Origin of the sequence: Achromobacter sp. 2789STDY5608621 (assembly GCF_001299375.1) — a bacterium.
GTDB classification, from domain to species: domain Bacteria; phylum Pseudomonadota; class Gammaproteobacteria; order Burkholderiales; family Burkholderiaceae_B; genus Achromobacter; species Achromobacter insuavis.
This window is the reverse complement of the sequence record NZ_CYTU01000023.1, coordinates 56,459-80,848: the sequence shown is the minus strand read 5'-3', so window position 1 is coordinate 80,848 and position 24,390 is coordinate 56,459. Positions and strand designations below refer to the sequence as shown.

At 64.9% G+C, this 24,390-nt stretch carries 21 protein-coding genes; 6 read left to right on the top strand and 15 right to left on the bottom strand.

Annotated features, from left to right (window positions below; all coding sequences use genetic code 11):
- Positions 1-18: 18 nt before the first annotated feature.
- The 6 genes from AOZ53_RS20415 to mnmG are packed head-to-tail and all read right to left on the bottom strand — an operon-like array spanning position 19 to position 6,211.
- Positions 19-1,023: an asparaginase gene (locus tag AOZ53_RS20415; protein ID WP_054489088.1), complete on the bottom strand. Its 1,005-nt coding sequence runs from the start codon at positions 1,021-1,023 to the stop codon at positions 19-21.
- Entirely contained in the window at positions 1,016-1,933 is a 918-nt protein-coding gene (locus AOZ53_RS20410; RefSeq protein ID WP_054430982.1) for a ParB/RepB/Spo0J family partition protein, read from the bottom strand. Before AOZ53_RS20410 ends, AOZ53_RS20415 begins: the two co-directional genes overlap by 8 nt.
- Positions 1,934-1,977: 44 nt before the next feature.
- Entirely contained in the window at positions 1,978-2,799 is an 822-nt protein-coding gene (locus tag AOZ53_RS20405; RefSeq protein WP_054477909.1) for a GNAT family N-acetyltransferase, read from the bottom strand.
- A gap of 9 nt (positions 2,800-2,808) precedes the next feature.
- Entirely contained in the window at positions 2,809-3,609 is an 801-nt protein-coding gene (locus AOZ53_RS20400) for a ParA family protein (protein WP_049077304.1), read from the bottom strand.
- Entirely contained in the window at positions 3,606-4,295 is a 690-nt protein-coding gene (gene rsmG / locus AOZ53_RS20395; RefSeq protein ID WP_054430986.1) for a 16S rRNA (guanine(527)-N(7))-methyltransferase RsmG, read from the bottom strand. The genes AOZ53_RS20400 and rsmG overlap by 4 nt, the downstream gene beginning before the upstream one ends.
- Positions 4,292-6,211, bottom strand: coding sequence for a tRNA uridine-5-carboxymethylaminomethyl(34) synthesis enzyme MnmG (gene mnmG, locus AOZ53_RS20390; RefSeq protein ID WP_054430988.1), 1,920 nt, complete (start codon positions 6,209-6,211; stop codon positions 4,292-4,294). The genes rsmG and mnmG overlap by 4 nt, the downstream gene beginning before the upstream one ends.
- A 2,129-nt stretch (positions 6,212-8,340) precedes the next feature.
- Here mnmG and AOZ53_RS34335 point away from each other — a divergent pair.
- Positions 8,341-8,694 (top strand): hypothetical protein, encoded by a 354-nt coding sequence (locus AOZ53_RS34335; RefSeq protein ID WP_156333453.1) that lies wholly within the window; start codon positions 8,341-8,343, stop codon positions 8,692-8,694.
- 79 nt (positions 8,695-8,773) lie between these two features.
- Here the strand turns inward: AOZ53_RS34335 and AOZ53_RS20385 are convergent, their stop codons facing one another.
- Positions 8,774-8,980: a cold-shock protein gene (locus AOZ53_RS20385; protein WP_006389561.1), complete on the bottom strand. Its 207-nt coding sequence runs from the start codon at positions 8,978-8,980 to the stop codon at positions 8,774-8,776.
- 234 nt (positions 8,981-9,214) lie between these two features.
- Entirely contained in the window at positions 9,215-10,249 is a 1,035-nt protein-coding gene (locus tag AOZ53_RS20380) for an AbrB family transcriptional regulator (RefSeq protein ID WP_054489086.1), read from the bottom strand.
- 115 nt (positions 10,250-10,364) lie between these two features.
- Here AOZ53_RS20380 and AOZ53_RS20375 point away from each other — a divergent pair, with 115 nt between their 5' ends.
- Positions 10,365-11,531, top strand: coding sequence for a pyridoxal phosphate-dependent aminotransferase (locus AOZ53_RS20375; protein ID WP_054489084.1), 1,167 nt, complete (start codon positions 10,365-10,367; stop codon positions 11,529-11,531).
- A gap of 173 nt (positions 11,532-11,704) precedes the next feature.
- Here AOZ53_RS20375 and AOZ53_RS20370 read toward each other — a convergent pair whose 3' ends face one another.
- The 5 genes from AOZ53_RS20370 to AOZ53_RS20350 form a co-directional block, all read right to left on the bottom strand.
- Positions 11,705-13,231, bottom strand: a complete 1,527-nt coding sequence (locus AOZ53_RS20370; RefSeq protein WP_054430994.1) for a tripartite tricarboxylate transporter permease — start codon at positions 13,229-13,231, stop codon at positions 11,705-11,707.
- On the bottom strand, positions 13,228-13,665 hold the full coding sequence (locus AOZ53_RS20365) for a tripartite tricarboxylate transporter TctB family protein (protein WP_054430996.1): 438 nt from the start codon (positions 13,663-13,665) through the stop codon (positions 13,228-13,230). Before AOZ53_RS20365 ends, AOZ53_RS20370 begins: the two co-directional genes overlap by 4 nt.
- A gap of 10 nt (positions 13,666-13,675) precedes the next feature.
- On the bottom strand, positions 13,676-14,674 hold the full coding sequence (locus AOZ53_RS20360) for a Bug family tripartite tricarboxylate transporter substrate binding protein (protein ID WP_006392116.1): 999 nt from the start codon (positions 14,672-14,674) through the stop codon (positions 13,676-13,678).
- A 112-nt stretch (positions 14,675-14,786) separates the two neighbouring features.
- Complete coding sequence (locus AOZ53_RS20355; RefSeq protein WP_054489098.1) at positions 14,787-16,163, bottom strand: sensor histidine kinase; 1,377 nt, start codon at positions 16,161-16,163, stop codon at positions 14,787-14,789.
- Positions 16,164-16,260: 97 nt separating this feature from the next.
- Positions 16,261-16,938, bottom strand: a complete 678-nt coding sequence (locus tag AOZ53_RS20350; protein WP_054489082.1) for a response regulator — start codon at positions 16,936-16,938, stop codon at positions 16,261-16,263.
- Between the two features lie 492 nt (positions 16,939-17,430).
- Here AOZ53_RS20350 and AOZ53_RS20345 point away from each other — a divergent pair, with 492 nt between their 5' ends.
- Positions 17,431-18,822 carry a ClcB-like voltage-gated chloride channel protein gene (locus AOZ53_RS20345; RefSeq protein ID WP_054489080.1) on the top strand — a complete coding sequence of 464 codons (1,392 nt, stop codon included), beginning with the start codon at positions 17,431-17,433 and terminating at the stop codon, positions 18,820-18,822.
- Between the two features lie 124 nt (positions 18,823-18,946).
- On the opposite strand, the gene AOZ53_RS20340 is transcribed toward AOZ53_RS20345, so the two are convergent.
- Together AOZ53_RS20340 and mnmE are read right to left on the bottom strand one after the other, a co-directional pair.
- Positions 18,947-19,414, bottom strand: coding sequence for a GNAT family N-acetyltransferase (locus AOZ53_RS20340; RefSeq protein ID WP_054489079.1), 468 nt, complete (start codon positions 19,412-19,414; stop codon positions 18,947-18,949).
- Positions 19,415-19,421: 7 nt separating this feature from the next.
- Positions 19,422-20,774 carry a tRNA uridine-5-carboxymethylaminomethyl(34) synthesis GTPase MnmE gene (gene mnmE, locus AOZ53_RS20335; protein WP_054489077.1) on the bottom strand — a complete coding sequence of 451 codons (1,353 nt, stop codon included), beginning with the start codon at positions 20,772-20,774 and terminating at the stop codon, positions 19,422-19,424.
- A gap of 115 nt (positions 20,775-20,889) precedes the next feature.
- Here mnmE and AOZ53_RS20330 point away from each other — a divergent pair, with 115 nt between their 5' ends.
- From AOZ53_RS20330 to AOZ53_RS20320, 3 genes are read left to right on the top strand one after another with little or no spacing between them, the layout of a single operon-like run.
- The gene (locus AOZ53_RS20330) at positions 20,890-22,476 is read left to right on the top strand and encodes an ABC transporter substrate-binding protein (RefSeq protein WP_054431109.1); all 1,587 of its coding nucleotides are present in this window, start codon (positions 20,890-20,892) and stop codon (positions 22,474-22,476) included.
- 22 nt (positions 22,477-22,498) lie between these two features.
- On the top strand, positions 22,499-23,473 hold the full coding sequence (locus tag AOZ53_RS20325) for an ABC transporter permease (RefSeq protein ID WP_054431003.1): 975 nt from the start codon (positions 22,499-22,501) through the stop codon (positions 23,471-23,473).
- Entirely contained in the window at positions 23,470-24,390 is a 921-nt protein-coding gene (locus tag AOZ53_RS20320; protein WP_054431005.1) for an ABC transporter permease, read from the top strand. The genes AOZ53_RS20325 and AOZ53_RS20320 overlap by 4 nt, the downstream gene beginning before the upstream one ends.

Here is a 24,390-nt window from a genome sequence, read left to right as displayed (position 1 = left end):
TGCCGCCGTGGGCCCCGCTCAGTAGCGATCGAAGCAGCGCTGCAGCGCCGCGGGTTCACGCGTGACGCACAGCGCCAGCATCAGCAGGACGCGAGCCTTCTGCGGATTCAGGTCGCCGGCGGCGACGAAACCCAGCGCCGCGTCATCCAGCTCGACGTCGCGCGCGACGAAGCCGCTGCCGGTGCGGCTGGACCGCGCCACCGCGACGCCGTCGGCGGCGGCACGGGTCAAGGCGTCGATGGCCAGGTCGGTGGCGTTGCCGTCACCCACGCCCGCCAGCACGATGCCGTCGGCCTGGCGCGCGATGAAATCGATGACGTCGCCTTGCAGGTCGGCGTGCGCATAAACGATATCCACGCGCGGCCAGCCGGCCTTTTCCAGCAATGCGAGTGAAAACTCGCTTTGTGTCGTGTGCGTGGTGGTGTTGCGCGAATAGAAGCACGGCGTGCCGCCATGCATCACGCCGGCGCGACCGCGATTGGGCGAGGCGAAGGCGTTGATGCCGGCGCTGGCGATCTTCTGCAGTTCGCGGGCGTAGTGCACGTCTTCGTTCATGACGACCAGCGGCCCGCGGCCGCGCGCGTCGGGATGGCGCGCCAGCGCCACGGCGTTGTACAGGTTCGCCGGGCCTTCGGCGCCCAGCGCGGTGGCCGGGCGCATCGCGCCCACCAGCACCACCGGCTTGTCCTGCTGGATCACCAGGCTGAGAAAGTACGCGGTCTCTTCAAGCGTGTCGGTGCCATGCGTGATGACGATGCCGGCCACCGACGGATCGGCGCACAGCGCATCGACACGGCGCGCCAACGCGCGCCAGACGTCATGCGTCATGTTCTGGCTGCCGACGTTGGCGACCTGTTCGGCGCGGATGTCGGCCAGCGTCGACAGCTGCGGCACGGCGGCCAGCAGGTCGCCCACCGAGAAGGAGCCCGACTTGTAGCCGGCGGAAGTGGCGTCGGCCTGCGCGCCGGCGATGGTGCCGCCGGTGGCCAGGACCGCGACGACCGGCAATGCCTGCTCAGGCATCGACGACTCCCGACAGGCCCTGCCGTTCCAGCAGCGAATTCAGGTGTTCCCAGCCATGGAAGTCGATGACGATCTGGCCCTTTTCCTTGGCGCCGACCTTCAGCGCCACGCGCGTGCCCAGATGGTCGGACAGCGCCTCTTCCAGGCGCGTCAGGTCGCGCGACACGCCGTTGGCCTTCTTCTTGGGCGAGGCGGCGCTCTCGGCTTCCTTGGCGGTCTTGGCGACCAGCTTTTCGGCTTCGCGCACCGACAGGCGGCGCGCGATGATCTGGTTGGCCAGCTGGATCTGCGTGGCCGCGTCCACCGCCAGCAGCGCGCGCGCATGGCCCATATCGACGTCGCCGGCCAGCAGCATGGTCTGCACCGCGGCAGCCAGGTTCAACAGGCGCAGCAGGTTGCTGGTGGCCGAGCGCGAGCGGCCGATGGCCTGGGCGGCCTGCTCGTGGGTCAGGCCGAATTCGTCCAGCAGGCGGCGCACGCCATGCGCCTCTTCCAGCGGGTTCAGGTCTTCGCGCTGGATGTTCTCGATCAGCGCCATGACGGCCGCGTTTTCGTCGGCGACTTCGCGCACCAGCACCGGCACTTCCTTCAGGCCGGCCAGCTGCGCGGCGCGGAAACGGCGTTCGCCCGCGATGATTTCGTAATGGCCGGGCGCATCGCCCAGCGCGCGCACAAGAATGGGTTGCATGATGCCTTGTGTGCGAATCGACTCGGCCAGCTCGCCCAACGCGCCCTCGTCCATGCGGGTGCGCGGCTGATACTTGCCGGCCCGCATCTTCGAAACAGGCAGGGTGGACGGCAGACCCTCGGGCTTGGCCGGGGCCTTGCCGATGTTGTCGATGGCGGGCGCGTCGGCTCCCAGCAAAGCGTCAAGTCCGCGACCCAATCCCTTGGGTTTCTTGGTGGCCATAGTTAAATCCTCTTTCCTTCTGTTTTTGGTATCCCGAGCGAAGCTCAGGCGGCCGCCTGCTCGGCGGGCAGGCGGTACCAATACGCATAACAGTCTTTGAAACCGTAGCGGCCATACAAAGCGCGCGCGGCGGTGTTTTGCGGCTCCACCTGCAGATAGGCCGTGGTGGCGCCGTCTTCGACGCACACGGCCAGCAGATGTTCGACCAACATCGCGGCGTGCCCCTTGCGCCGCTGCGCGGGGTCCGTCACGATGTCGAACAGCCCCGCGAGATCGCCATCCCGCACGGCCATGCCGCCCGCCACGCATTCGCCGGCGGCGTCGAACGCCAGCACCGGCAAGATATCCACAGCCAGCCCCTCCAGACGCGCCTGATGCTCGGCGATGTGCTCGGGCCGGGAATCGCGCATGCGTCCGACCGCCGCCGCGAAGCGGGCAGCGTCCACTGTCCTGAAAAGCAGATCGCCCCGGGCGGCCAGCCTGGGGGCGAGCGGCATGCTCATGACTCGGGTCTCTTCGGTAAGGAGGTAGCCCCGCGACGCCAGTTCGGCATCCAGGGCGAAATCGGGGCCGAGGGAGGTCAGGCGCAGCACCATGGGCAGGCCATGGCGCGCGTACAACGTTGAACAATACGCCAGCCGCTCATCGAGCGGACGTGTGGATAACCCCAGCACATTGATGCTGCGTACCCGTTTGGCGGACGACGGCGCGAAACGCACCAGCCAGCCGTCGTAGAGCACCTGCGCGCGCACCGCCGTGGCATTGAGCGCGGCCTCTTCCAGCCGCACGCGCAACGCGTCGCGCACGTCGACGGGCGGCGTGCGGGTATGGGGGGAGTCCGGGGACAGGCGCGTGACGGCGGACATGCGGGCGGCTTACTTGTTGAGTTCGCGGACGCGCTCGATCATTTCGGCGCCGAAGGAGATGTACGCCTGCGCGCCACGCGAGGCGCGGTCGTACACCACGCCGGGCATGCCATAGCTGGGCGCTTCGGCCAGCCGCACGTTGCGCGGCACCACGGTCTTGAAGACCTTGTCGCCGAAGTGCGATTCGAGCTGCGCCGACACCTGCTGCTGCAGGGTCATGCGCGGGTCGAACATCACGCGCAGCAGGCCGATGACGCGCAGGTCATCGTTGATGTTGCGATGCACGCGCTTGATGGTGTTGACCAGGTCGGACAGGCCTTCGAGCGCGAAGTATTCGCACTGCATCGGAATGATGACGCCGTGCGCGGCCGCCAGGCCGTTCAGCGTCAGCAGCGACAGCGTCGGCGGGCAATCGATGAGCACGAAGTCATACTGGCTGCCGACGGTGTCGATGGCGGCCTTGAGCTGGCGCTCGCGTTCATCCATCTGCACCAGGTCGATCTCGGCGCCGGACAGTTCGCGGTTGGCGGGCAGCACGTCATAGCCGCCCGACTCGGAGCGCACGCGCGCCTGCTCGATGGTGGCTTCGCCGATCAGCACCTGGTACAGGTTCGACTCGAGCGAATTCTTGTCGATGCCGCTGCCCATGGTGGCGTTGCCTTGCGGGTCCAGGTCCACCAGCAGCACGCGTTGCTTGTGCGTGGCCAGCCCGGCCGCCAGGTTGATGGCGGTGGTCGTCTTGCCGACACCGCCCTTCTGGTTGGCGATGCAGAAAACGCGGGCGGTCGAGCTGGGGGGTAAGTTCTTCATAGGGTTCCTTGACTGCGGCGCATCCAGATCAGGCAGCGTTCTGCTTGCAGCTCCGGCACCCGGAGCGGCTGAATATGGTCGACTTGCCATTCCCCACGCGCGTGCAGCGCCTGGATTTCATCATCCGGGACCTTGCCCTTCATGGCGACGAGGGTACCACCGTTGTCCACATGTCTGCCCGCGAGCATCGCAAAATCCTCCAAGGAGGCGAATGCGCGCGACGTCACAATGTTGCAGCCGGCGGGTTCCAGCGTTTCGATGCGCGCGTGGCGCGCCTGCAGATTCGGCAGCGCCAGCGCGCCGCTCATCTGCCGGACGAATGCGGTTTTCTTTTCAACGGCGTCGATGCAGGTCACCGACCATTCGGGCCGCATGACCGCCAGGACGACGCCGGGCAACCCGCCGCCGGAGCCGACGTCGTAGACCTTGGCTGGCGTGCCGGGCGCGCCCAGCGCTTCGCTGAACGGCCCCACGGCGGCCAGGCTGTCGAACAGGTGCTGCACCAGCATCTGCTGCGGATCGCGGATCGCGGTCAGGTTGTAGGTCCGGTTCCAGCGCTGCATCTGCGCCAGGTAGTCGAGCAGCTTGGCGGCCGCGGCGGCGTCCGCCTGCAGTCCGAGCTGCTCGAAGGCATGCGAGAGGCGGCCGGCCATGTCCGCGCCGGCCGGTTGGGGATGGGCGCTCATGCGGCTTGCTTGCGCGAGCCGTAGTGCAGGCGCTTCAGGTGGATCAGCAGCAGCGAGATCGCCGCCGGCGTCACGCCCGAAATGCGGGCGGCCTGGCCGATGGTTTCGGGCCGATGCGTCTTGAGTTTCTGGCGCACTTCGAACGACAGGCTGGTCACGGCGTCGTAGTCGACGTCGGCCGGGATCGGCTGTTGTTCGTGCGCGATCTGTTTCTGTACTTCGTCCTGCTGGCGGGCGATGTAGCCGGCGTACTTGACCTGGATCTCGACCTGCTCGGCCAGGACCTCGTCCTCGACCACGCCCGGACCGGCCAGCAGCGTGCCGTCGGTGTTGCGGGCGGCCATCAGCGCTTCATAGGAAACATTGGGCCGTTTAAGCAGGTCTGCAAGTGAGTACTCACGTTCAATCGCCTTGCCCAGCAGCGGTTCGGCCACTTCCAGCGGCAGCACGCGCGGGTTGACCCACGACGACTTCAGGCGCTCGACTTCGGCGGCGACAGCATCGCGCTTGCGGTTGAACGCGTCCCAGCGGGCGTCGTCGACGATACCGAGCTGGCGGCCGATTTCGGTCAGGCGCAGGTCGGCATTGTCTTCACGCAGGCTCAGGCGGTATTCGGCGCGCGAGGTGAACATGCGGTACGGCTCGGTCACGCCGCGGGTGACCAGGTCGTCCACCAGCACACCGAGGTAGGCCTCGTCGCGCCGCGGCGTCCAGGGGTCGCGGCCGAGCGACGACAGGGCGGCGTTGACTCCGGCCAGCAGGCCTTGGGCCGCGGCTTCTTCGTAGCCGGTGGTGCCGTTGATCTGGCCGGCGAAGTACAGACCGGAGATCGCCTTGGTTTCCAGCGTGCTCTTCAATCCACGTGGATCGAAGTAGTCGTATTCGATGGCGTAGCCGGGGCGCAGGATGTGCGCGTTTTCCAGGCCGGGCAAGGAATGGATCAGGTCCAGCTGCACATCGAAAGGCAGGCTGGTGGAAACGCCGTTCGGATAGACCTCGTGCGTGTCCAGACCTTCCGGTTCCAGGAAGACCTGGTGCGATTCCTTGTCGGCGAAGCGGTGGATCTTGTCTTCGATCGACGGGCAGTAGCGCGGGCCAACACCCTCGATGACGCCGCTGTACATCGGCGAGCGGTCCAGGCCGCCGCGGATGATGTCGTGGGTGCGGGCGTTGGTATGCGTGATCCAGCACGGCAGCTGCCGCGGGTGCATGGCCACGTTGCCCATGTACGAGAACACCGGAATCGGGTCCAGGTCGCCCGGCTGCTCTTCCAGGATGCTGTAGTTGATGCTGCGGCCGTCGATGCGCGGCGGCGTGCCGGTCTTCAGGCGGCCTTGCGGCAGCTGCAGTTCCTTGAGGCGCTGCCCCAGGGAAATCGCCGGGGGGTCGCCAGCGCGGCCGCCCGAATAGTTCTGCAGTCCCACGTGGATCAGGCCGTTCAGGAACGTGCCGGCGGTCAGGACCACCGTCTTCGCCCGGAACTTCAGGCCGACCTGGGTAACGGCGCCGACCACGCGGTCGCCCTCCACCATCAGATCCTCCACCGCCTGCTGGAACAACCAGAGGTTGGGCTGGTTCTCCAGGCGGCCACGGATGGCCTTGCGGTACAGCACCCGGTCCGCCTGCGCGCGGGTAGCGCGCACGGCCGGGCCCTTGGAGCCGTTCAGGATACGAAACTGAATCCCCGCCTCGTCCGTCGCCAGCGCCATGGCGCCGCCAAGGGCATCGACTTCTTTGACGAGATGGCCCTTGCCAATCCCGCCGATGGAGGGATTGCAGGACATTTGGCCTAGGGTCTCGATGTTGTGAGTCAGCAGCAGCGTCTGGGCACCAGTGCGTGCCGCAGCCAGCGCCGCTTCGGTACCGGCGTGGCCGCCACCGACGACGATGACATCGAATTCGCGGGGATAATCCATGATGGGGAGATAAGAGAGCGTTCGGTGCTCATTATAGAGGCAGGGGGTGCATGTTTCACGTGAAACATGGTTCGGTGCAGCAATGCAGGTAGTAACACTCGACCTCGTGTGCAAATTGGCAACGAGGGCGACTAGATCGACGTTTGAATATGTCGGCATCTGCCGCTGTTAGGGGGATGTTTCACGTGGAACATCCTGTGGCTACGCCCGGACCTGGCGATGTTTCACGTGAAACATGCAGTGTGCCCCGGTCGGACTGACTGTCCAATACCGTTCATCAAGTGCATTCAGGTCTTGGGTTGGCCCAGGTTGGGTGCTTCGTGAGTCTTTACCCTTCCCTCGTTCGACCTTGGCCTTCCTCCTATGTTTCACGTGAAACATGCCTGCGCGCCTGTCTGTGGAGGGAATTGATCTGGGTCTATCGAAGATTCGGGCCAGGATATCTATCGATGCCTCGACGGCCAACAGCCCTTCATTCGCCCTGTGCCTCCGGCTGGAGGCCAATGTTTCACGTGAAACATCGCTCACTTGAGGACCTTGCTCAGGGGAATACGTCAGCCTGCACACCGGCTAGACATAGTCATACCCTCCCCCTGCCGACGTCCTGATCCGATGTTTCACGTGGAACATACCGGGTGGGAGCCCTTTGAACCGATGCCAATTAGTAGCTGGGCGACCAAGCTCAAGTTGATGTTCCACGTGGAACATCACGTGAGATACGTCGCCTCTATAGCCTACTCGCTTTGAAAACCCGTTCCTGCCAGCCCGTCAGCTTCAGAATCACGGCCAAGTCACTCCAAGAACATAGGAAAAGAAGTGCTGCCGCCCGGCCATTCGGATAGTTCATCGACGCGGAAAAATTTGGGTTTTATCACCCCTACCCTACCCCTACCCCCAAAACATCCCGAATTTTTCCTGTTCCACGTGAAACAGCATATCGATCCGGGCCAGTCTGCACGCATCGAATCTCACAATCTTCACCACCGCCATCGCAGCCCTTCATCTTGAATGTCTCCCGTCATTCAACTGAAACACTAAACGCCTATGCCGAATCCGGCGCCGTTGCCGCTTAGACCGTCCAGGTCGCAAGCCCGAAGCAGTCGGTTCCGGCCGCCACCCTCCCTCCCCGCGTCACCGGAACAATCGGCCGCAGGCAGAATCCTGTCGGCGCACAGCCAAGGCAAAGGCATGAATGGAAATCAGGCTCGCCGGCACAAAGCCGAGACAAGGCAGACTCACCAGCACCTTATGCACAAAAGCATCCACAAGCTCGAACGCCTCCGTGGACCCGGTTTCACGTGGAACAACTCTGGGGATAACTTGACGCTGCCGCCAACGGGGAGGCTGAGAGTGTGGCTCTGAACAGACTCGACGGGGAATTACCCAGATTGCGGAAACCACACAAATTCGCAACGCGCTGCCTGGGAAAGCATGGGCCGGAGAACTGAATCGCCATGCCTGCAACGTCTGCGATCCGCCCGGCAGGTATACCCGGGACGATACGGTGGCAGGCGGGAAAAACAGTGGAAAAGATTGTGGATAAGCTGCCGCTATCGGTTCGATAAGCGCGGCCAAAACGCGGAGCCGGGCGCGAGCACGGAAAAGCCATATTCCTGAACATTCCGATCACGCGAGTGAGACATTGCCCCTGAACTTCACGGGGAACTTCAAACCGGGGCAAAAGTCCAATCGCGCCTTAAGCAGGCATCGGCGACTTATTCACATATTTATCCTCGCCGCCGGCGGATGCATCGCGCCACAACACACAAGTCCAGGCGCGACGCTTGATCGGAGAATCATCTTGCCCGTCCTGGAAGTTTCGCGCCATCATCCTTTCGGCTGACACGCCTCTACGCCAACCGCGGACGCGGCGACCCGACTGTGGAAAACTCGCCGGCACATAATCCGGGAGCAAATCCGCTTTCACATGAAATCCACAACATGGCGTTCCCGGCGTCAAACTCGACGGCAGTGCACCGTCGGGCGATCCTCGCAAACCCATTTCCGATTCGCTATCCCCATTTCTATCCACAGGCTGAGCCCCCACCTTTTGGCTATCCAAGGTGTCATTCTGTGCATAACCGGGATGGGGATATCTTTGTGAACAACCGCGACGCGAATGGATAAAAATGCGTCATGGCGAGCATCAATGCTGCTCCGCCAGCGCCAGATTCAGCCCGGCCAGGCAGACGAAAAAATGCCGTAAACGCCCGGTTTTCCTAGGGAAACACGCGGTTTCCCATGAAACGCGCCCTGGCCGGCATGCGGGCGCCGGTGACGAGTCGAGCGCAGCGTTCCGCCTGCGGATCTTTCCGAAAATTGTGCAAAACTCCCCGGCGCAAACGCAGCGTGCTTCATTACTGCGCAGCGCTATGCACATGCCCGAAAATAATTATCCACAAACTTATCCAACGCTCGAGGATATGTTAGTGAACACTAACATCACGGAAATAGCCGGGCAACAAAACCCGCGCCGCAAATGAAACAACGCCCCAGACCGCGAGGTTCTGGGGCGTTGTAGCCAGGCCAGGCCTGGCGGACGGGAAATTGGGATTTCCCGATTTAGAGCGGGCGAATTTCGGCCGCTTGAGGTCCTTTCGGACCATCCTTGACTTCGAATTCGACTTCCTGGCCTTCGTTCAGGCTGCGATAGCCGCGGCCCTGGATGGCGGAAAAGTGTGCGAACACGTCGGTGCCACCAGCATCCGGCGTAATGAAACCGTAACCCTTGTCAGCGTTGAACCACTTGACTTTGCCCTTCTGAGCCATTTTCCTAGCGTCCTGTAATTAACGAAATGCAATGAATCAAGGACGCCGTGAGAACTGAACGACCGGTAGGGATACCTGCGTTGGTGCTGCGTTCTCGCTTGCCGCAAAAGCGGCAGAACAAGTCCGCGCGCTGCTTGAATCAACTGCGGAATCAGCATACTCATCCCGCATTACAGACTCATATAGTTGTTTTCCCCAATGTGTCGTATTTTTCTGACTGGAAGCTCAATACCGCTACGCGGAATTTGCCTGCCGCCGCGCCAGGAACGCGTACATCGGCCCGGTCACGATCACCACGAACACCATGCGCGACACGTGGAATGCGGTCACCACCGGCACGCCCAGCTGCAGCACCTTGGCCGTGATCGCCATCTCCGCGATGCCGCCCGGCGTGGTGCCCAGGATCAGCGTCGGCACCGGCGCCGCGGACCACAATGACAACAGCGCGCCCAGGCCGAATGCCAAGGCCAGCGCGATCACCGTGAACACCGCCACCGCCGCGATGAAGCGCGGCGCCGCGCGGAAGAAATCCGGCCGATAACGGTCGCCCAGCGACCAGCCGATGAAGAGCTGGCCGACCTTCGGCACGAAGTCCGGCAACGCGGACAACTCGATGCTGCTGGCTGTCAGGATCATCGCCACCAGCATCGGCCCCAGCACCCACGGATTGGGCAGGCGCAGCTTCATGAAGAACAGGCCGCCGACGCAGGTGAGCGCGACCAGCGCGGCCAGGCCGGCGCCGTGCACCGTCCTGGGCCCGGGCACCGTGGGATCGATGCCCGCCACGCCCCACCATTGAAAAATGAACGGCACCGTCATCACCACCATCAGCACGCGCACGCTGTGCGCCGTGGCCACGCGATCGATGCGGGCGCCATGGCGTTCCGCCAGGCTGGCCATCTCGCTGGCGCCGCCCATGGCCGACGAAAACCAGGCCGTTTTGAAATCGGCATCGGTATAGCGCCGCAGGATCGCGGTGCCGATGAACGCCAGCCCCAGCGCGAACAGCATGCCGACGATGATGGGACCGGCATTGCTGCCGATGTGCCCGATCACCTGCGGCGTGAAATACAGGCCCAGCGACGTGCCGATGACCCACTGCCCGGCATTGCGCGCCGGCCGCGGGCATACGGTGCCGCCGCCCGCGATGCGCACCGCCGCCGTCAGCAGCAACGCCCCCAGCATCCACGGCAACGGCAAATGCATCCACAGCGCCAGCAAGGCGCCCGTCAACGCGATCGCCAGGCCGCCGACGACCCTCCACAACATGTTTTGAACCACGATACCGCCCACGCCTATAAGCTCATGAGAAAACCGAATTATGAGTTAGTGGGATACTTACGAAAACTCTCTTGCACACCCAGCGTTCCACTTCGCGTCCACCATGATCCGATCCAAACTTCCCGACGTCGGCACCACCATCTTCACCGTCATGAGCCGCCTGGCCATCGAGCACAAGGCCATCAACCTGGGCCAGGGCTTTCCGGACTTCGATCCCGATCCCGCACTGTGCGCGCTGGTCAGCAAGGCCATGGCCGACGGCCATAACCAATATCCCTACATGCCCGGCGTGGCGCCGCTGCGCGAAGCCATCGCCGCCAAGACGCAGGCCCTGTATGGCCGCGCCTACGACCCGGAAACCGAGATCACCGTCACCAGCGGCGCCACCGAGGCGCTGATGGCCACCGTGCTGGCCGCGGTCAACAGCGGCGACGAAGTCGTCGTCATCGAGCCCTGCTACGACTCCTACCTGCCGGCCATCCGCCTGGCCGGCGGCACCGCGGTGCCGGTGCCGCTGCGCGCGCCCACCGCCGAGGATCCTTACTACCGCATCGACTGGCAGCGCGTGCGCGACGCCATCACGTCCAAGACCCGCCTGCTGATGCTGAACTTCCCGCACAACCCCACCGGGGCCGTGCTGGACGACAGCGACCTGGACGCGCTCGAAGCCATCGTGCGCGACACCGGCGTGCTGCTGGTGTCGGACGAGGTCTACGAACACATCGTGTTCGACGGCAAGCCGCATGCCAGCATCGCGCGCCGTCCGCTGCTGGCCGAACATGCGTTCGTGATCTCGTCGTTCGGCAAGACCTATCACACCACCGGCTGGAAGATCGGCTACTGCTGCGCGCCGCGCCAGCTCAGCGCCGAGCTGCGCAAAGTGCACCAGTTCATGGTGTTCACGGTGCCCTCGCCGATGCAGTTCGCGCTGGCCGAATTCATGCGCGATCCCAAGCCCTACCTGGAGCTGCCGGCGTTCTACCAGGCCAAGCGCGACCGCCTGTCGCAAGGCCTGGCCAAGACGCGTTTCAAGCCGCTGCCCAGCCCCGGCACGTTCTTCCTGCTGGCCGACTACAGCGAGATCTCCAAGCAGAACGAAGCGGACTTCGCGCGCGACCTGACGGTGCGCCACGGCGTTACGGTGATTCCCGTTTCGGCCTTCTACCAGAAGCCCGACGCGGACGAATCGAACCATCGCATCGTGCGCTTCTGCTTCGCCAAGAAAGACGCCACGCTCGATGCCGCGCTGGAGCGCCTGGCGCAGGTCTGACGACGCGCCGCGCGCATCACGACAAAGCGCCCCATCGGGGCGCTTTTCTTTTGTCTCGACCACGGATGTAGAGATGAAAAAAAGGAGCGCCGCGGCGCTCCTGAACAACCTCCGGCGTGGCATGCTCCGACGCCGCGCGGCCCCGTGCCGGCGGGGCCGCGGCGCGGAACCCGTCACACCGGTTCGGCGGCAACCTTCCTGGCCCGGCGCACGCGGCGCAGGATCTGCGGCACCACCACCACGGCGATCGCGGCGGTCCACAACGTGATGGCGACGGGACTGGCGAACAGCACCGACACGTTGCCGTCGGTCATCGACAGGGCACGGCGCAGGTTCTGTTCCATCATGTTGCCCAGCACCACGCCCAGCACCAGCGGCGCCATCGGCACGCCGAACTTGCGCAGGAAGTAGCCGATCGCGCCAATGCCCGTCACTAGCAGCAGATCGAACGTGCCGGCGTTGATGGCATACACGCCGATATAGCTGATGCACAGGATGCCCGGCACCATCAGCCAGCCAGGCACCGACAGCACCTTCGAGAACAGCCGCACCATCGGCACGTTCATGACGAACAGCAGCACGTTGGCCACGAACAGCGAGGCGATCAGGCCCCACACCAGTTCCGGCTTGGTGTCGAACAGCACCGGACCGGGCGTGATGTTGTAGAGCGTCAGCGCCCCCATCATCACCGCGGTGGTGCCCGAGCCCGGCACGCCCAGCGTCAGCATCGGCACGAACGAACCGATCGCCGACGAGGTGGCGGCGGCTTCCGGCGCGACCAGGCCGCGCATGTCGCCCTTGCCGAACTTGGCGTTCGGATCCTTGGCTTCGATGATGCGCTTTTCCTGCGAGTAGGCCACGGCCGCGGCCACGCTGGCGCCGGCGCCCGGCAGCACGCCGACGCCGAAGCCCACCAGCGCGCTGCGCACCACGCTCCACCAGGTGAACGCCAGCTCCTTCAGGTTGAACAGCTTGCGACCGCTGGGCTTGACCTCGACGCTGTGGCCCGCCATCACTTTTTCAAGCATCTCCAGCATCTCGCTGACCGCGAACAGCGCGATCACGACGACCACGAAATCGATGCCATCGGCCAGGTGCACGGAGTCGAAGGTATAGCGGTATACGCCTGAGTTCGCGTCCACGCCGATGACCGAGATCGACAGGCCGATCATGGCCGCCAGCACGCCCTTGATGGGCTGCTTTCCAAGCAGGCTGGTGAGGCAGCAGAACGCGAAGATCATCAGCACGAAGTACTCGGCCGGACCGAACGCCAGCGCCCATTTGGCCAGCAGCGGCGCCAGCAGGATGATGCCCACCACCGACACGATGGCGCCGAAGAACGCGGACCACGCCGACAGCGACAGCGCGACGTTGGCCAGGCCCTGGCGCGCCAGCGGATAGCCATCCAGCGTGGTCATGATGGCGCTGGCCTCGCCCGGCACGTTGAGCAGGATCGAGGTGATGCGGCCGCCGTATTCCGCTCCCACGTACACCGCCGCCAGCAGGATCAGCGCGGTCTCGGGCGGCAGGTTCATGGCGAACGCGATCGGGATCAGCATCGCCACGCCGTTGATGGGCCCCAGGCCCGGCAGCACGCCCACCATGGTGCCGAAGAACGAGCCGATCGCGGCCACCAGGATGTTGGTCCACGAGAACGCAACGCCAAAGCCGATCGACAGATGATCGAGGATTCCGCTCATACCAGGTTCTCCAGCAAGCCACCGGGCAGGACCACGTCCAGCACCTTGTCGAACAACACGAAGAAGAAGACGCTCATGACCACGCCGCCCAGCGCGCACTTGGCCCAGCCGCCGCCGAACAGGCGGCCGACGAACACCGTCATCAGCGCGGTCGCAATGACGAAGCCGAGCCACTGGAACAGGAAGGCGTAGCCGGCGGCGAACGCCACCATCAGCGCGATGCGGCCATTGGCGCCGGCGGGATTGGGCTCCACCGGGTTGCCGCCCTTGTAGGCCAGCCGCAATCCGCACAGGCCGATGATCAACGCCAGCAGCAGCGGGAAGGCGCGCGGCCCCACCGGTTCGTAGGCGAACGGGGCTTCGATGCCCCACCCCGCCCAGGTCATGAAGGCCGCCAGCAGCAACGCCGCGATGCCCAGGATTCGATCGTTCATGATGGGCGGCCTATTTCTTGACCAGGCCGAAGGAGCCGGCCAGTTCGGCGTACTGCTTGACCTGCTGCTTCACGTAGGCGTCCAGGTCGGCGCCGGTCTTGTTGAAGGGGAACAGGCCTTGCTGTTCGCGCAGCTTGGCGAACTCGGGCGCCTCGGTGACGCGGTTGAAGGCGTTGACCCAGAACTGGTAGTCGGCGTCCGACACCTTGGGGCCGACGTAGAAGCCGCGGATGATGGGCCAGACGATGTCGTAGCCCTGCTCCTTGGCGGTCGGCACGGTGCCCAGCTTGCCCGGCAGGCGCTGGTCGTTGAACACGGCCAGCACGCGGATGGGGGCGCCGCCCTCGAGCATGGTGAAGGCTTCCGCGGCATCGCCCATGTAGGCCTGGATGTGGCCGCCACGCAGGGCGGTGACAGCCTCGCCGCCGCCTTCAAAGGCCACGAAGCGCATCTTCTTGAAATCGACCCCGGCCGCCTTGGCGGTCAGCGCGGCCTTCATCCAATCCTGGCTGCCCACGGTGCCGCCGGCGCCCAGCACGATCTTGGTCGGGTCCTGCTTGAAGGCCTCCATCAGGCCCTTGAGGTCGGTGTAGGGTGAATCGTTGCGCACCACGGCCACGCCGTAGTCGGTGCCGATGGCCGCCAGCCAGCGCACGTCGTCGACGTTGTACTTGCCGAACTTGCCCTGCGCCAGGTTGAGCAGCGAACCGCCCGAGAACGCGACGATGGTGCCGGGCTCGTTGGGATGCTGGGCCACGATGTTGTTGTAGGCCACGGCGCCGATGCCGCCCGGCATGTAGACGATGCGCATGGCGCTCTTGAGCGCGCCGCTCTGCTTGAGGCCTTCGGTGGCCAGGCGGCAGGTCAGGTCGAAACCACCGCCGGGCTGGGCGGGGGCGATGCACTCGGGGCGGCGCGGCTCGTCGGCGGCGTGGGCGGCGCCCAGGGACAGGGTGATCGCGCCAAGGGCCGCGACGGCGGCCAGGCGCAGCTTCAGGCTGGTCTGCATTTCTTGCGTCTCCGAATTTATAGGTCTAGGCATGGCTGGCGATTCCGGCGGCGTGGCGCCGGTCCGGGTCCAGCGGATGCCACCGTACAAAATCGAAGCTTTCCAAAAGCTTTCAAAAATCGCCGTTTTCCTGGTGCGACGCAACATCCGCGCCCGTTTTCAGGGAAAACACCAGCGACGCGCGCAGGCCTGGCCCGGGAATCCGGTTCTCCAGCGCCAGGCGGGCGCCCAGCAGCTCGGCGATGGTGCCGACGATGGCCAGTCCCAGTCCGGCGCCCGGCTTGTTCTTGCCGGCCGCGCCACGGCGGAAACGCACGCCGGCGCGGGCGATGTCCTCGGCCGACATGCCCGGACCGCTGTCTTCCACCGTGAGCCAGGCCTGCCCGGTCTGGTGGCTGACCCGTACCGTGACCATGCCGCCGGGGGCGGTGTAGCGGATGGCGTTGTCGACCAGATTGCTGACCGCCTCCCGCAACAGCCAGTCGGCGCCGTTGACCACGACCGGCCCGGTCTCGGCCTCCAGGCCGATGTCCAGCTGGCGGGCGCGGGCGGTCGGCAGCAGGCCGCGGATCACCCCGTGGGCCAGCTCGGCCAGGTCGACCGGTTCGGGCGCGAAACCGGCTTCGGGCAGGGAAGCGTCCTTGGCGCGCGCCAGGGCGAGCATCTGGTTGGTGGTGCGTACGGCCCTGTCCAACCCCTCCTGCATCGCCAGAAGGGCTGTACGGACCTCCTGGGGGCATGTTTCGCGCAGGGCATACGCCGTCTGGGTCCGCAAAACCGACAAAGGCGTGCGCAACTGGTGCGAGGCGTCGTCCAGGAACTGGCTCTGGACCCTCGCCTGAGCCGCGTAGCGGGCCATGTGGAGGTTTACGGCCGCAACCAGGGGTAGGACCTCACCTGGCATCTCCGACGCGCTGACGGGGCTTAAATCGTCCGCGGAACGCCTTTCCACTTCCTGCTTCAGGCGCTGCAGGGGGCGCAGGGCCATGAAAACCCCCAGGACGATCACCAGGACGCTGATCAGGATCACGGCCAGGTCGCGCTCGACCGAGCGCACCAGCACCTGGTGCAGGAACGCCTGGCGGCTCTCCAGGCCCTCGGCGACCTGCACGATAACCCGTCCCCCTTTGTTCGCATAGAGCGGCGGATCCATCGCCCGCGCCAGCGCGGCGACCCGTACCGGGGTGCCCAGGTAGGTCGCGTAGAAAAACTGGGCCTCGCCGGATTCCAGCGGCTGGGTCGGCATGGGCAGCCCGGGATGGCCGATTTCGGCCAGCCCGTCCTCGGTGGCCACGCGGTAGAACACGCTGCCATTGGCCGTCAGCTCGAAAAATTCCAGCATCAGGTACGGCTGCTCCATGGCTAATCCACCGCTGGCTGTGGATATGTTGTGGTCGATCGCGCGCAGCGCGCCAGCGAGCGACCGGTCATAGGCGATATCGACCTGGTTTCGCAGCTGGTGGTTGGACAGCCAGAGCGCGCCGACCATCACCAGCACCAGGGTCGGGATCAACCACCAGAGCAACTGCGTTTTCAGGGTCCGGTTGCGGCTTTTTTTCCTGGAAACCGGGGTTTTTTCCGGAAAACTAGTTGTCAACAGCGTTCTCCAGGCAGTAGCCCATGCCGCGCATGGTGGTGATCTGCACGCCGGTTTCCGCCAATTTTTTGCGCAACCGGTGCACCAGCACCTCGATGGCCTCGAGGTTGATGTCGGCATCGTCGGTCACGATCCGATCCAGGATCTGCTGCTTGTTGATCGGTTCGCCGCTTTTCTGGATCAACACCCGCAGGACCGCGTGTTCACGTGGGGATAACTGCAAAGCCTGTCCGGAGACCGTGAATTTTTGCGCGGAAGTCTCGAAAACCAGGTTTCCCAGGGCGAGTCGCGGATGGTCGCGGCCACGGCTGCGGCGTACCAGTGCGATCAAACGCGCTTCCAACTCTTCCACAACAAACGGTTTCGGCAGGAAATCGTCCGCGCCTTCGTGAAGCGTCCCGATTTTTTCGGCCAGTGAATCGCGCGCGGTCAGGACCAGCACCGGCGTACGGTCGTCTCGCGCGCGAATCTTCGCCAGCAAGGTATGGCCATCCATGCCCGGCAGTCCCAGGTCAAGGATGACCGCATCGAATTCTTCGACCGCCAGTCTTCTTTCGGCGACCAGGCCGTCATCGGCCCAGTCGACCACGAAGCCCGCATGCCGGGCCAGGCTTCTTGCAAGCCAGCGAGCAAGTTCGGCTTCGTCTTCTATGAGAAGGATGCGCATGGACGGAGTCCGGGGGGGCGTGGCTGGGAGATAGGAGAAAGCATGTTTGTCTTTTCCCTGTATTTCTCTTTATATAAAGACTAATGATTAATAAGGCCTGTGGATAACTACCTTAACCTTGGAAACCTGTTTTTTTTCATCAGGTTGCGAGCGTTTTTGGCTGTGCAAGAACTCTGTGTGGGAAAAGAGTCGAAGTTGGACAAGATTTGGGAGCCCACCGAAAACCCCCGCTTGTTCAACTTGCCTCCACACAATGTGCACAACCTGCCGCCTTAGGAGTTATCCACAGCCCTGTTCTGCCGAACCGGGTCGGGAAGCGGCACTTTTACCCCGAAAAAACGCCCCTTGCCTACCCTGGTTTTCGCCCCTTTCCAGGCCCGTAAAGGCCCCTGGAGGCGTTGCCGGAACCGGCTATGTGAGGGGTGGCGTCTCTCTGCGGTTGACGTTGCGCTGAACAAAAAGTGAGCAGGTTTCCGCCGTAGAATCCCGCCCATGGCACGACAACTCAGAATCAAAAAACCGGCCTGGGCGACCTGGCTGAGGGGCCGTTTGCTGGCCGACAATCTGCCCGCGACCCTGTGCGCGGCCGCCTTGATGGGACTGGCCGGCGCGCTGGCGACGGTGATTTTTCGGGAACTGCTGGGCTGGATCCAGATGGTGCTGGGCGGGGTCGATTCGCCGCACGGGATGGTGTCGCTGGCGCGCGGGCTGTCGCCTTGGGAACGCTTTCTGCTGCCGGCGGCCGGGGGCGCGATTGCCGGATTGATCCTGCAGGCGGCCGCCCGGCGCCTGCCGCCGCGCGGCGCCGCCGACTATATGGAGGCGATCGCCATCGGCCGCGGCGTGATCGGTTTTCGGCAGACCGTGGCGCGCAGCATTTCTTCTTTGTTTTCAATCGGTTCGGGCGCTTCGATCGGCCGTGAAGGACCGATGGTGCAGCTGGCGGCGATGTTCTCGTCGCTGTCGGGCCGCTACCTGGTCCTGCCGCCCCGCCATCTGCGGCTGCTGGTGGCCTGCGGCGCCACCGCCGGGATCACGGCCGCCTATAACGCGCCGATCGCCGGCGCGCTGTTCATTTCCGAGATCGTCTACGGCGCCATTTCCTCGGCGACGCTGGTGCCCCTGGTGGTGTCGTCGGTGGTCGCCAACATCGTGACGCGCCAGATCCTGCACTACGATGCGGTCTTCCATATGCCGCCGTTCGAGTTCGTGTCCGGCTGGGAAGTGGTCAATTACCTGGGGCTGGGCCTGATCGCCGGGATGGTGGCGCCGCAATTCCTTCGGTTTCTCGATGGGTCGAAGGCCCTGTTCCGCCGCTTGAGCCTGCCGCTGTGGGCCAAGATGGCGCTGGGCGGACTGGTGGTCGGCGCCCTGTCGGTGTTCAAGCCCGAGGTCTGGGGCAACGGCTACAGCGTGGTCAACAGCATGTTGCACACGGAATGGGCCTGGCAGGCGGTGGCGGCGATCCTGCTGTTCAAGATCGTGGCCACCGGCGCCAGCGTCGGTTCCGGCGCGATCGGCGGCGTCTTCACGCCGACCCTGTTCGTGGGCGCGGCGGTCGGGGCCCTGTATGGCGCCGGCCTGCATGCGTTGTTTCCCGCTGGCGACCTGTCGGCGGTGTCGAGTTATGCTGTGGTCGGCATGGGGGCGCTGCTGGCGGCCACGACCTATGCGCCGCTGATGTCGATCTTGATGATTTTCGAGATGACGTTGAGCTATGAGGTGATGTTGCCGCTGATGCTGGCGTGCATCACCGGCTTCGTGATCGCGCAACGCATCCGGCCGGATTCGGTGTATGCGAAATCGCTGGCCAGCAATCGAATTGCGCGCGAGACGTTGAAGTCGGCGCCGGCGCTTCCCGCGGACAGGTCGCGGGATTCCTGATCAGAATTTTGTCTAAAAACTGCTTGAAAATAGGGGTGAGCAAAAGCTCACATATTTTTCCACGGAAATCATTGATGCCGGGTTTCGTCAATTAAGCGAGCTATTGCTCGCTTAATTGGAGGGATCAATCCAGGCGCTTCGTCATGAACACGCGTTTCAGGCCGATCTCTTCGGCGCGATGCGTCTCGACATAGCCATAGCGCTGATAGATGGCGATGTTCTCGCTCATCGCTTCCTGCGTGTACAGCCGGATGCGCGGATAGCCCGCCTGCCGCGCGATGGTTTCCGCCCATTGCATCAGTTCGCGGCCATAGCCGCGCCCTTGCGCGCCGGGCGACACCGCCACATTGTCGAGCAGCAGGCAATCCGCCTCGCGCACCAGGACCAGCACGGCCTGGATACCGCCTTCGTCCTCCAGCACCTGCGCCTGTCCCTGCGCGATGCGCGCGCGGTAATCGTCGCGCATCGGTCCCGGCGTGGCGCCGATGCGCGCCACGTAATGGCGGTAGGCCTCGTGGACGATGCGCTCCACCTCGGCCAGGTCGTCGGCCGTGGCCGGACGGATGCGGTGGGGCGCGCCGGTTGCGGTCATGGGAACGCTATTTCCCGATACAGAAGCTCGAGAAGATCTCGCCCAGCAGGTCGTCGCTGGTGAACTTCCCGGTGATGCTCGACAGGCTGTCATGCGCCAGCCGCAGTTCCTCGGCGAACAGGTCCAGCACGCGGTCGTCCTGTTCGGCGTGTTCGGCCGCCAGCGCCAGGTGCTCGGCGGCCTCCTGCAGCGCATGCAGATGGCGCTCGCGCGCCAGCCAGGGCGACTCGGCGCCGGGATTCCAGCCGGCGATCTGCAGCAGCTCGGCGCGCAGCGCGTCCAGGCCGGCGCCGCGCTTGGCCGAAATGCCGAGTTCGCCGGGGCCGGCCGTAAACGCTGTGGATAACAGGTCCACCTTGTTGAAAACCTTCAGCACCGGCGTGCGTGGCGGCAGGCGCGCGGTGATCTGCGCGTCCAGTTCGTCGCCCGGCTGGGTGGCGTCCTGCAGGTGCAGGATGACATCGGCGCGCTCGATTTCCTGCCAGCTGCGGGCGATGCCGATGCTTTCCACGGTGTCCTCGGTTTCGCGCAGGCCGGCGGTGTCGACGATGTGCAGCGGCACGCCGTCGATATGGATCTGCTGCACCACTTTGTCGCGCGTGGTGCCCGCAATCGGCGTGACGATGGCGACATCGTCGCCGGCCAGCGCGTTCAGCAGGCTGGACTTGCCGACGTTGGGCTGCCCCGCCAGCACCACGTGCAGGCCTTCGCGCAGGATCACGCCCTGGCGCGCCTGGGCGATGAGATGGCCGAGGTCGCCGGCCAGCTTTTCCAGCGTGGGCCGGGCCTGATACTTTTCAAGGAAGTCGATTTCCTCTTCGGGGAAATCGAGCGTGGCCTCGACCAGCATGCGCAGGTGGATGATGCGGTCGGACAGGTCGTTGACGCGCGCCGAGAATTCACCCGACAGCGAGGCCATCGCGCCGCGCGCGGCGGCCACCGAGGACGCCTCGATCAAATCGGCGACGGCCTCGGCCTGCGCCAGGTCCATGCGGTCGTTGAGGAAGGCGCGGCGGGTGAACTCACCCGGTTCGGCCAGCCGCAGGCCGAGGTGGCGGCCCGCCGCCAGGCAGCTGTCGAGCACGCGCCGCAGCACCGCGGGGCCGCCGTGGCCTTGCAGTTCGAGCACGTCCTCGCCGGTGTAGGAATGCGGCCCCTTGAAGTACAGCGCGATGCCTTCATCGAGCAGTTCGCCGTCGACCGCCTTGAACGGCAGATAGTGCGCGTGGCGCGGCGTGAGTTCGCGCTGGAACAGGCGGCGCACCAATTCGGACAGGTCCGCACCAGAAACGCGCACGACGCCGATGCCGCCTCTTCCGGGGGCGGTGGCAATGGCGGCGATGGGAGCATGAACGGACATATCGGGGACAACGCGAGGCAAGGACAATAGGGGAATATAACTGTTGCGCGGGGCCTTGTTTGCTGGTTAAGGTGCGCCAGAGGTTTAAAACCCGAAACATCCCTGGGAGATCATGATGGCATCTCGGTTTTCGCGTGTGTTGGCCTGTGGTTCGGTAGCGGTCCTGCTGGCCTTCGGCACCCTCAATTCGGCGCTGGCGCGCGACCTGGTGATCGGGCTGAAGACCGAGCCATCGTCGATGGATCCGCAGTATCACGCGTTGACGCCGAACACCCAGATCTCCCAGACCATCTTCGACACGCTGGTGGCCACCGACGCGCAGCTCAAGCCGGTGCCGGCGCTGGCCGAATCCTGGACCGTTGACGGCAAGGTGTGGACCTTCAAGCTGCGGCCCGGCGTCAAGTTCTCCGACGGCTCGCCGTTCACCGCCGAGGACGTGGTCTTCACCTATGACCGCGTGCCCAAGGTGCCGAACAGCCCGTCGCCGTTCACGCTGTACCTGGGCTCGGTGGCCAAGGCCGAAGCGGTGGATCCGATGACCCTGCGCATCACCACCAAGGAAGTGGCGCCGAACCTGCTGGTGAACCTGGCGCAGCTGCCCATCATGTCGAAGAAGGCCGCCTCCGGCCCCGCGGCCGAAGGCAAGACCACCACGGAATTGAACAGCGGCGACGGCCTCATCGGCACCGGCCCGTACAAGTTCGTGTCGTGGAAGCGCGGCGCCGAATTCGTGCTGGCGCGCAATGAAAATTATTGGGGCAAGAAGCCTACCTGGGACAAGGTGATCTATCGCCCTATCAGCAACGCCGCGGCGCGCGTGGCGGCCCTGCTGGCCGGCGACGTCGACATGATCGAGGATCCCCCGACCGATGACCTGCCCAAACTCAAGGGCGACAAGAAGCTGTACGTCGAAGAGACGCCGTCGGTGCGCGTGGTGTACGTGGCGCTGGACCAGTACGCCGAGCCCTCACCCGGCATTCAGGGCACCGACAAGAACCCGCTGAAGGACAAGCGCGTGCGCGAGGCGTTGTCGCTGGCGATCAACCGCGATGCGCTGGTCGAGCGCGTGATGGGCGGCGTGGCGCTGCCCGCCGGCAACCTGCTGCCTTACCCCATGTTCGGGTCGAGCAAGGAACACTCCAAGGCGCCCAAGGCCGACGTGGAAAAGGCCAAGGCGCTGTTGAAGGAAGCGGGCTATCCCAACGGCTTCTCGATCACGCTGGGCTCGCCCTCGGGCCGCTACGTCAACGACTCCAAGGTGGCGCAGGCCATCGCCTCGATGTGGACGCGCGTGGGCGTCAAGACCAGCGTCGACGCCATGGCGCCGCCGGTGTTCTTCAAGAACCGCGACAGCTACGCGTTCTCGGCCTACCTGGCCGGCTGGTCGGTGACCAGCGGCGAGATGTCGAACGCGCTGACCTCGCTCCTGGTGACGCGCAATCCCGAGGCGGGCCTGGGCACCACCAACCGCAGCCGCTACTCGAATCCCAAGATGGACGAGCTGGTGAAGGAAGCCTCGTCCACCATGGATGACGCCAAGCGCGCCGAGCTGCTGTCCAAGGCCAGCAACATCGCCATGGACGACTTCGCGATGCTGCCGGTGCACTTCGAGCTGTCGGTGTGGGCGATGAAGAACGACATCCGCTACCAGGGCCGTCCCGACCAGGTCACGCTGGCGCAGTTCGCAACGCTGAAGAAGTAATGCGCGCAGCGGGCGGTATGACGTGCTAGCGACAATCGTACGAAGACTGCTGCAAACCATCGTCGTCATGCTGGTCATGTCGGCGCTGGTCTTCGCCGGCATCTACATGGTCGGCGATCCGGTCTCGATGCTGGCCAGTCCGGAGGCCACCGAGGCGCAGCGCGCCGCCATCCGCGCCTCGCTCGGCCTGGACCTGCCGCTGTGGCGGCAGTACCTGATCTTCATGGGCCAGGCGGTGCGCGGCGATTTCGGCAACAGCTTCCTGACCGGCGAGCCGGCCATGCACCTGATCCTGGAGCGCATGCCGGCCACGGTCGAGCTGGCCTGTGTGGCCATGCTGATGTCGGTGCTGATCGGCGTGCCGCTGGGCATCCTGGCCGGGCTCAAGCCGAAGGCGGCCGGCTCGCGCGTCATCATGACAGGATCGGTGCTGGGCTTCTCGCTGCCCAACTTCTGGGTCGGCCTGATGCTCATCATGGTGTTCGCGGTGATGCTGGGCTGGGTGCCGGCCGGCGGCCGCGGCCAGACCGTCAGCATCGGTTCGCTGCAGTTGAGCGTGCTGACGCTGGATGGCTGGCTGAGCCTGGCCCTGCCCGCGGCCACCATCGCCTTCGCCAAGTGCGCCATGATCATCCGCGTGACCCGCGCCGCCACGCGCGAGGCGCTGCCGATGGACTACATCAAGTTCGCGCGCGCCAAGGGCCTGTCGGAAAAGCGCGTGCTGGGTGTGCACCTGCTCAAGAACATCCTGATCCCCGTGGTCACCGTGGCGGGCCTGGAGTTCGGCCAGGTGATGGCCTTCGCGGTGGTGACCGAGACGGTGTTCTCGTGGCCCGGCATGGGCAAGCTGCTGATCGATTCCATCATCAACCTGGACCGGCCGGTGGTGGTGGCGTACCTGCTGCTGATCGTGTTCTTCCTTGTGATGCTGAACCTCGTGGTGGACATCATCTATACGGTGCTGGATCCCCGCGTACGCCTGGATAGCCGCCGATGACCGCCCCCGCGACCACCACCGTGCCGACCGCCGCCGCCAAGGAACAGACGCCCTGGCGCCGCTTCCTGGGCGATTTCTTCGCCAGCAAGCTGGCCACGCTGGGCCTGGTGATGCTGGTGCTGATCGTCGGCGCGGCGCTGCTGGCGCCGTGGATCGCGCCGCAGAATCCGTATGACCTGGCGACGCTGGACATCATGGATTCCAAGCTCAAGCCCGGCAGCGAAAGCGGCGACGGCGGCATTCATTACTGGCTCGGCACCGACGGCCAGGCGCGCGACCTGCTGTCGGCGATCCTGTACGGCATGCGCACCAGCCTGCTGGTGGCCACCGTATCGGTGCTGGCGGCGTTCGGCATCGGCGCCACGGTGGGCCTGATCGCGGCCTACTTCGGCGGGCGCATCGACGCGCTGCTGATGCGCATTGTGGATATCCAGTTGTCGTTCCCGGCGATCCTGGTGGCGTTGATGCTGCTGGCGATCCTGGGCAAGGGTGTGGATAAGGTGATCATTGCGCTGATCGTGGTGCAGTGGGCCTATTTCGCTCGCGCCGCGCGCGGCGCCGCATTGGTCGAGCGCGGCAAGGAATACGTCGAGGCGGCGCGTTGCATGTCGCTGTCGTGGGGGCGGGTGCTGTTCCGCCACGTGCTGCCCAACTGCATGCCGCCGCTGATCGTGATCGCCACCATCGACTTGGCGCACGCCATCGCGCTGGAAGCCACGCTGTCGTTCCTGGGCGTGGGCGTGCCGGTGACCGAGCCGTCGCTGGGCATGTTGATCTACAACGGCTTCGAGTACCTGCTGTCGGGCCAGTACTGGATCTCGTTCTTCCCCGGCATCGCGCTGGCGCTGGCCATCATCGCCATCAACCTGGTGGGCGACCACCTGCGCGATGTGCTCAACCCGCGCCACGCGAATTGA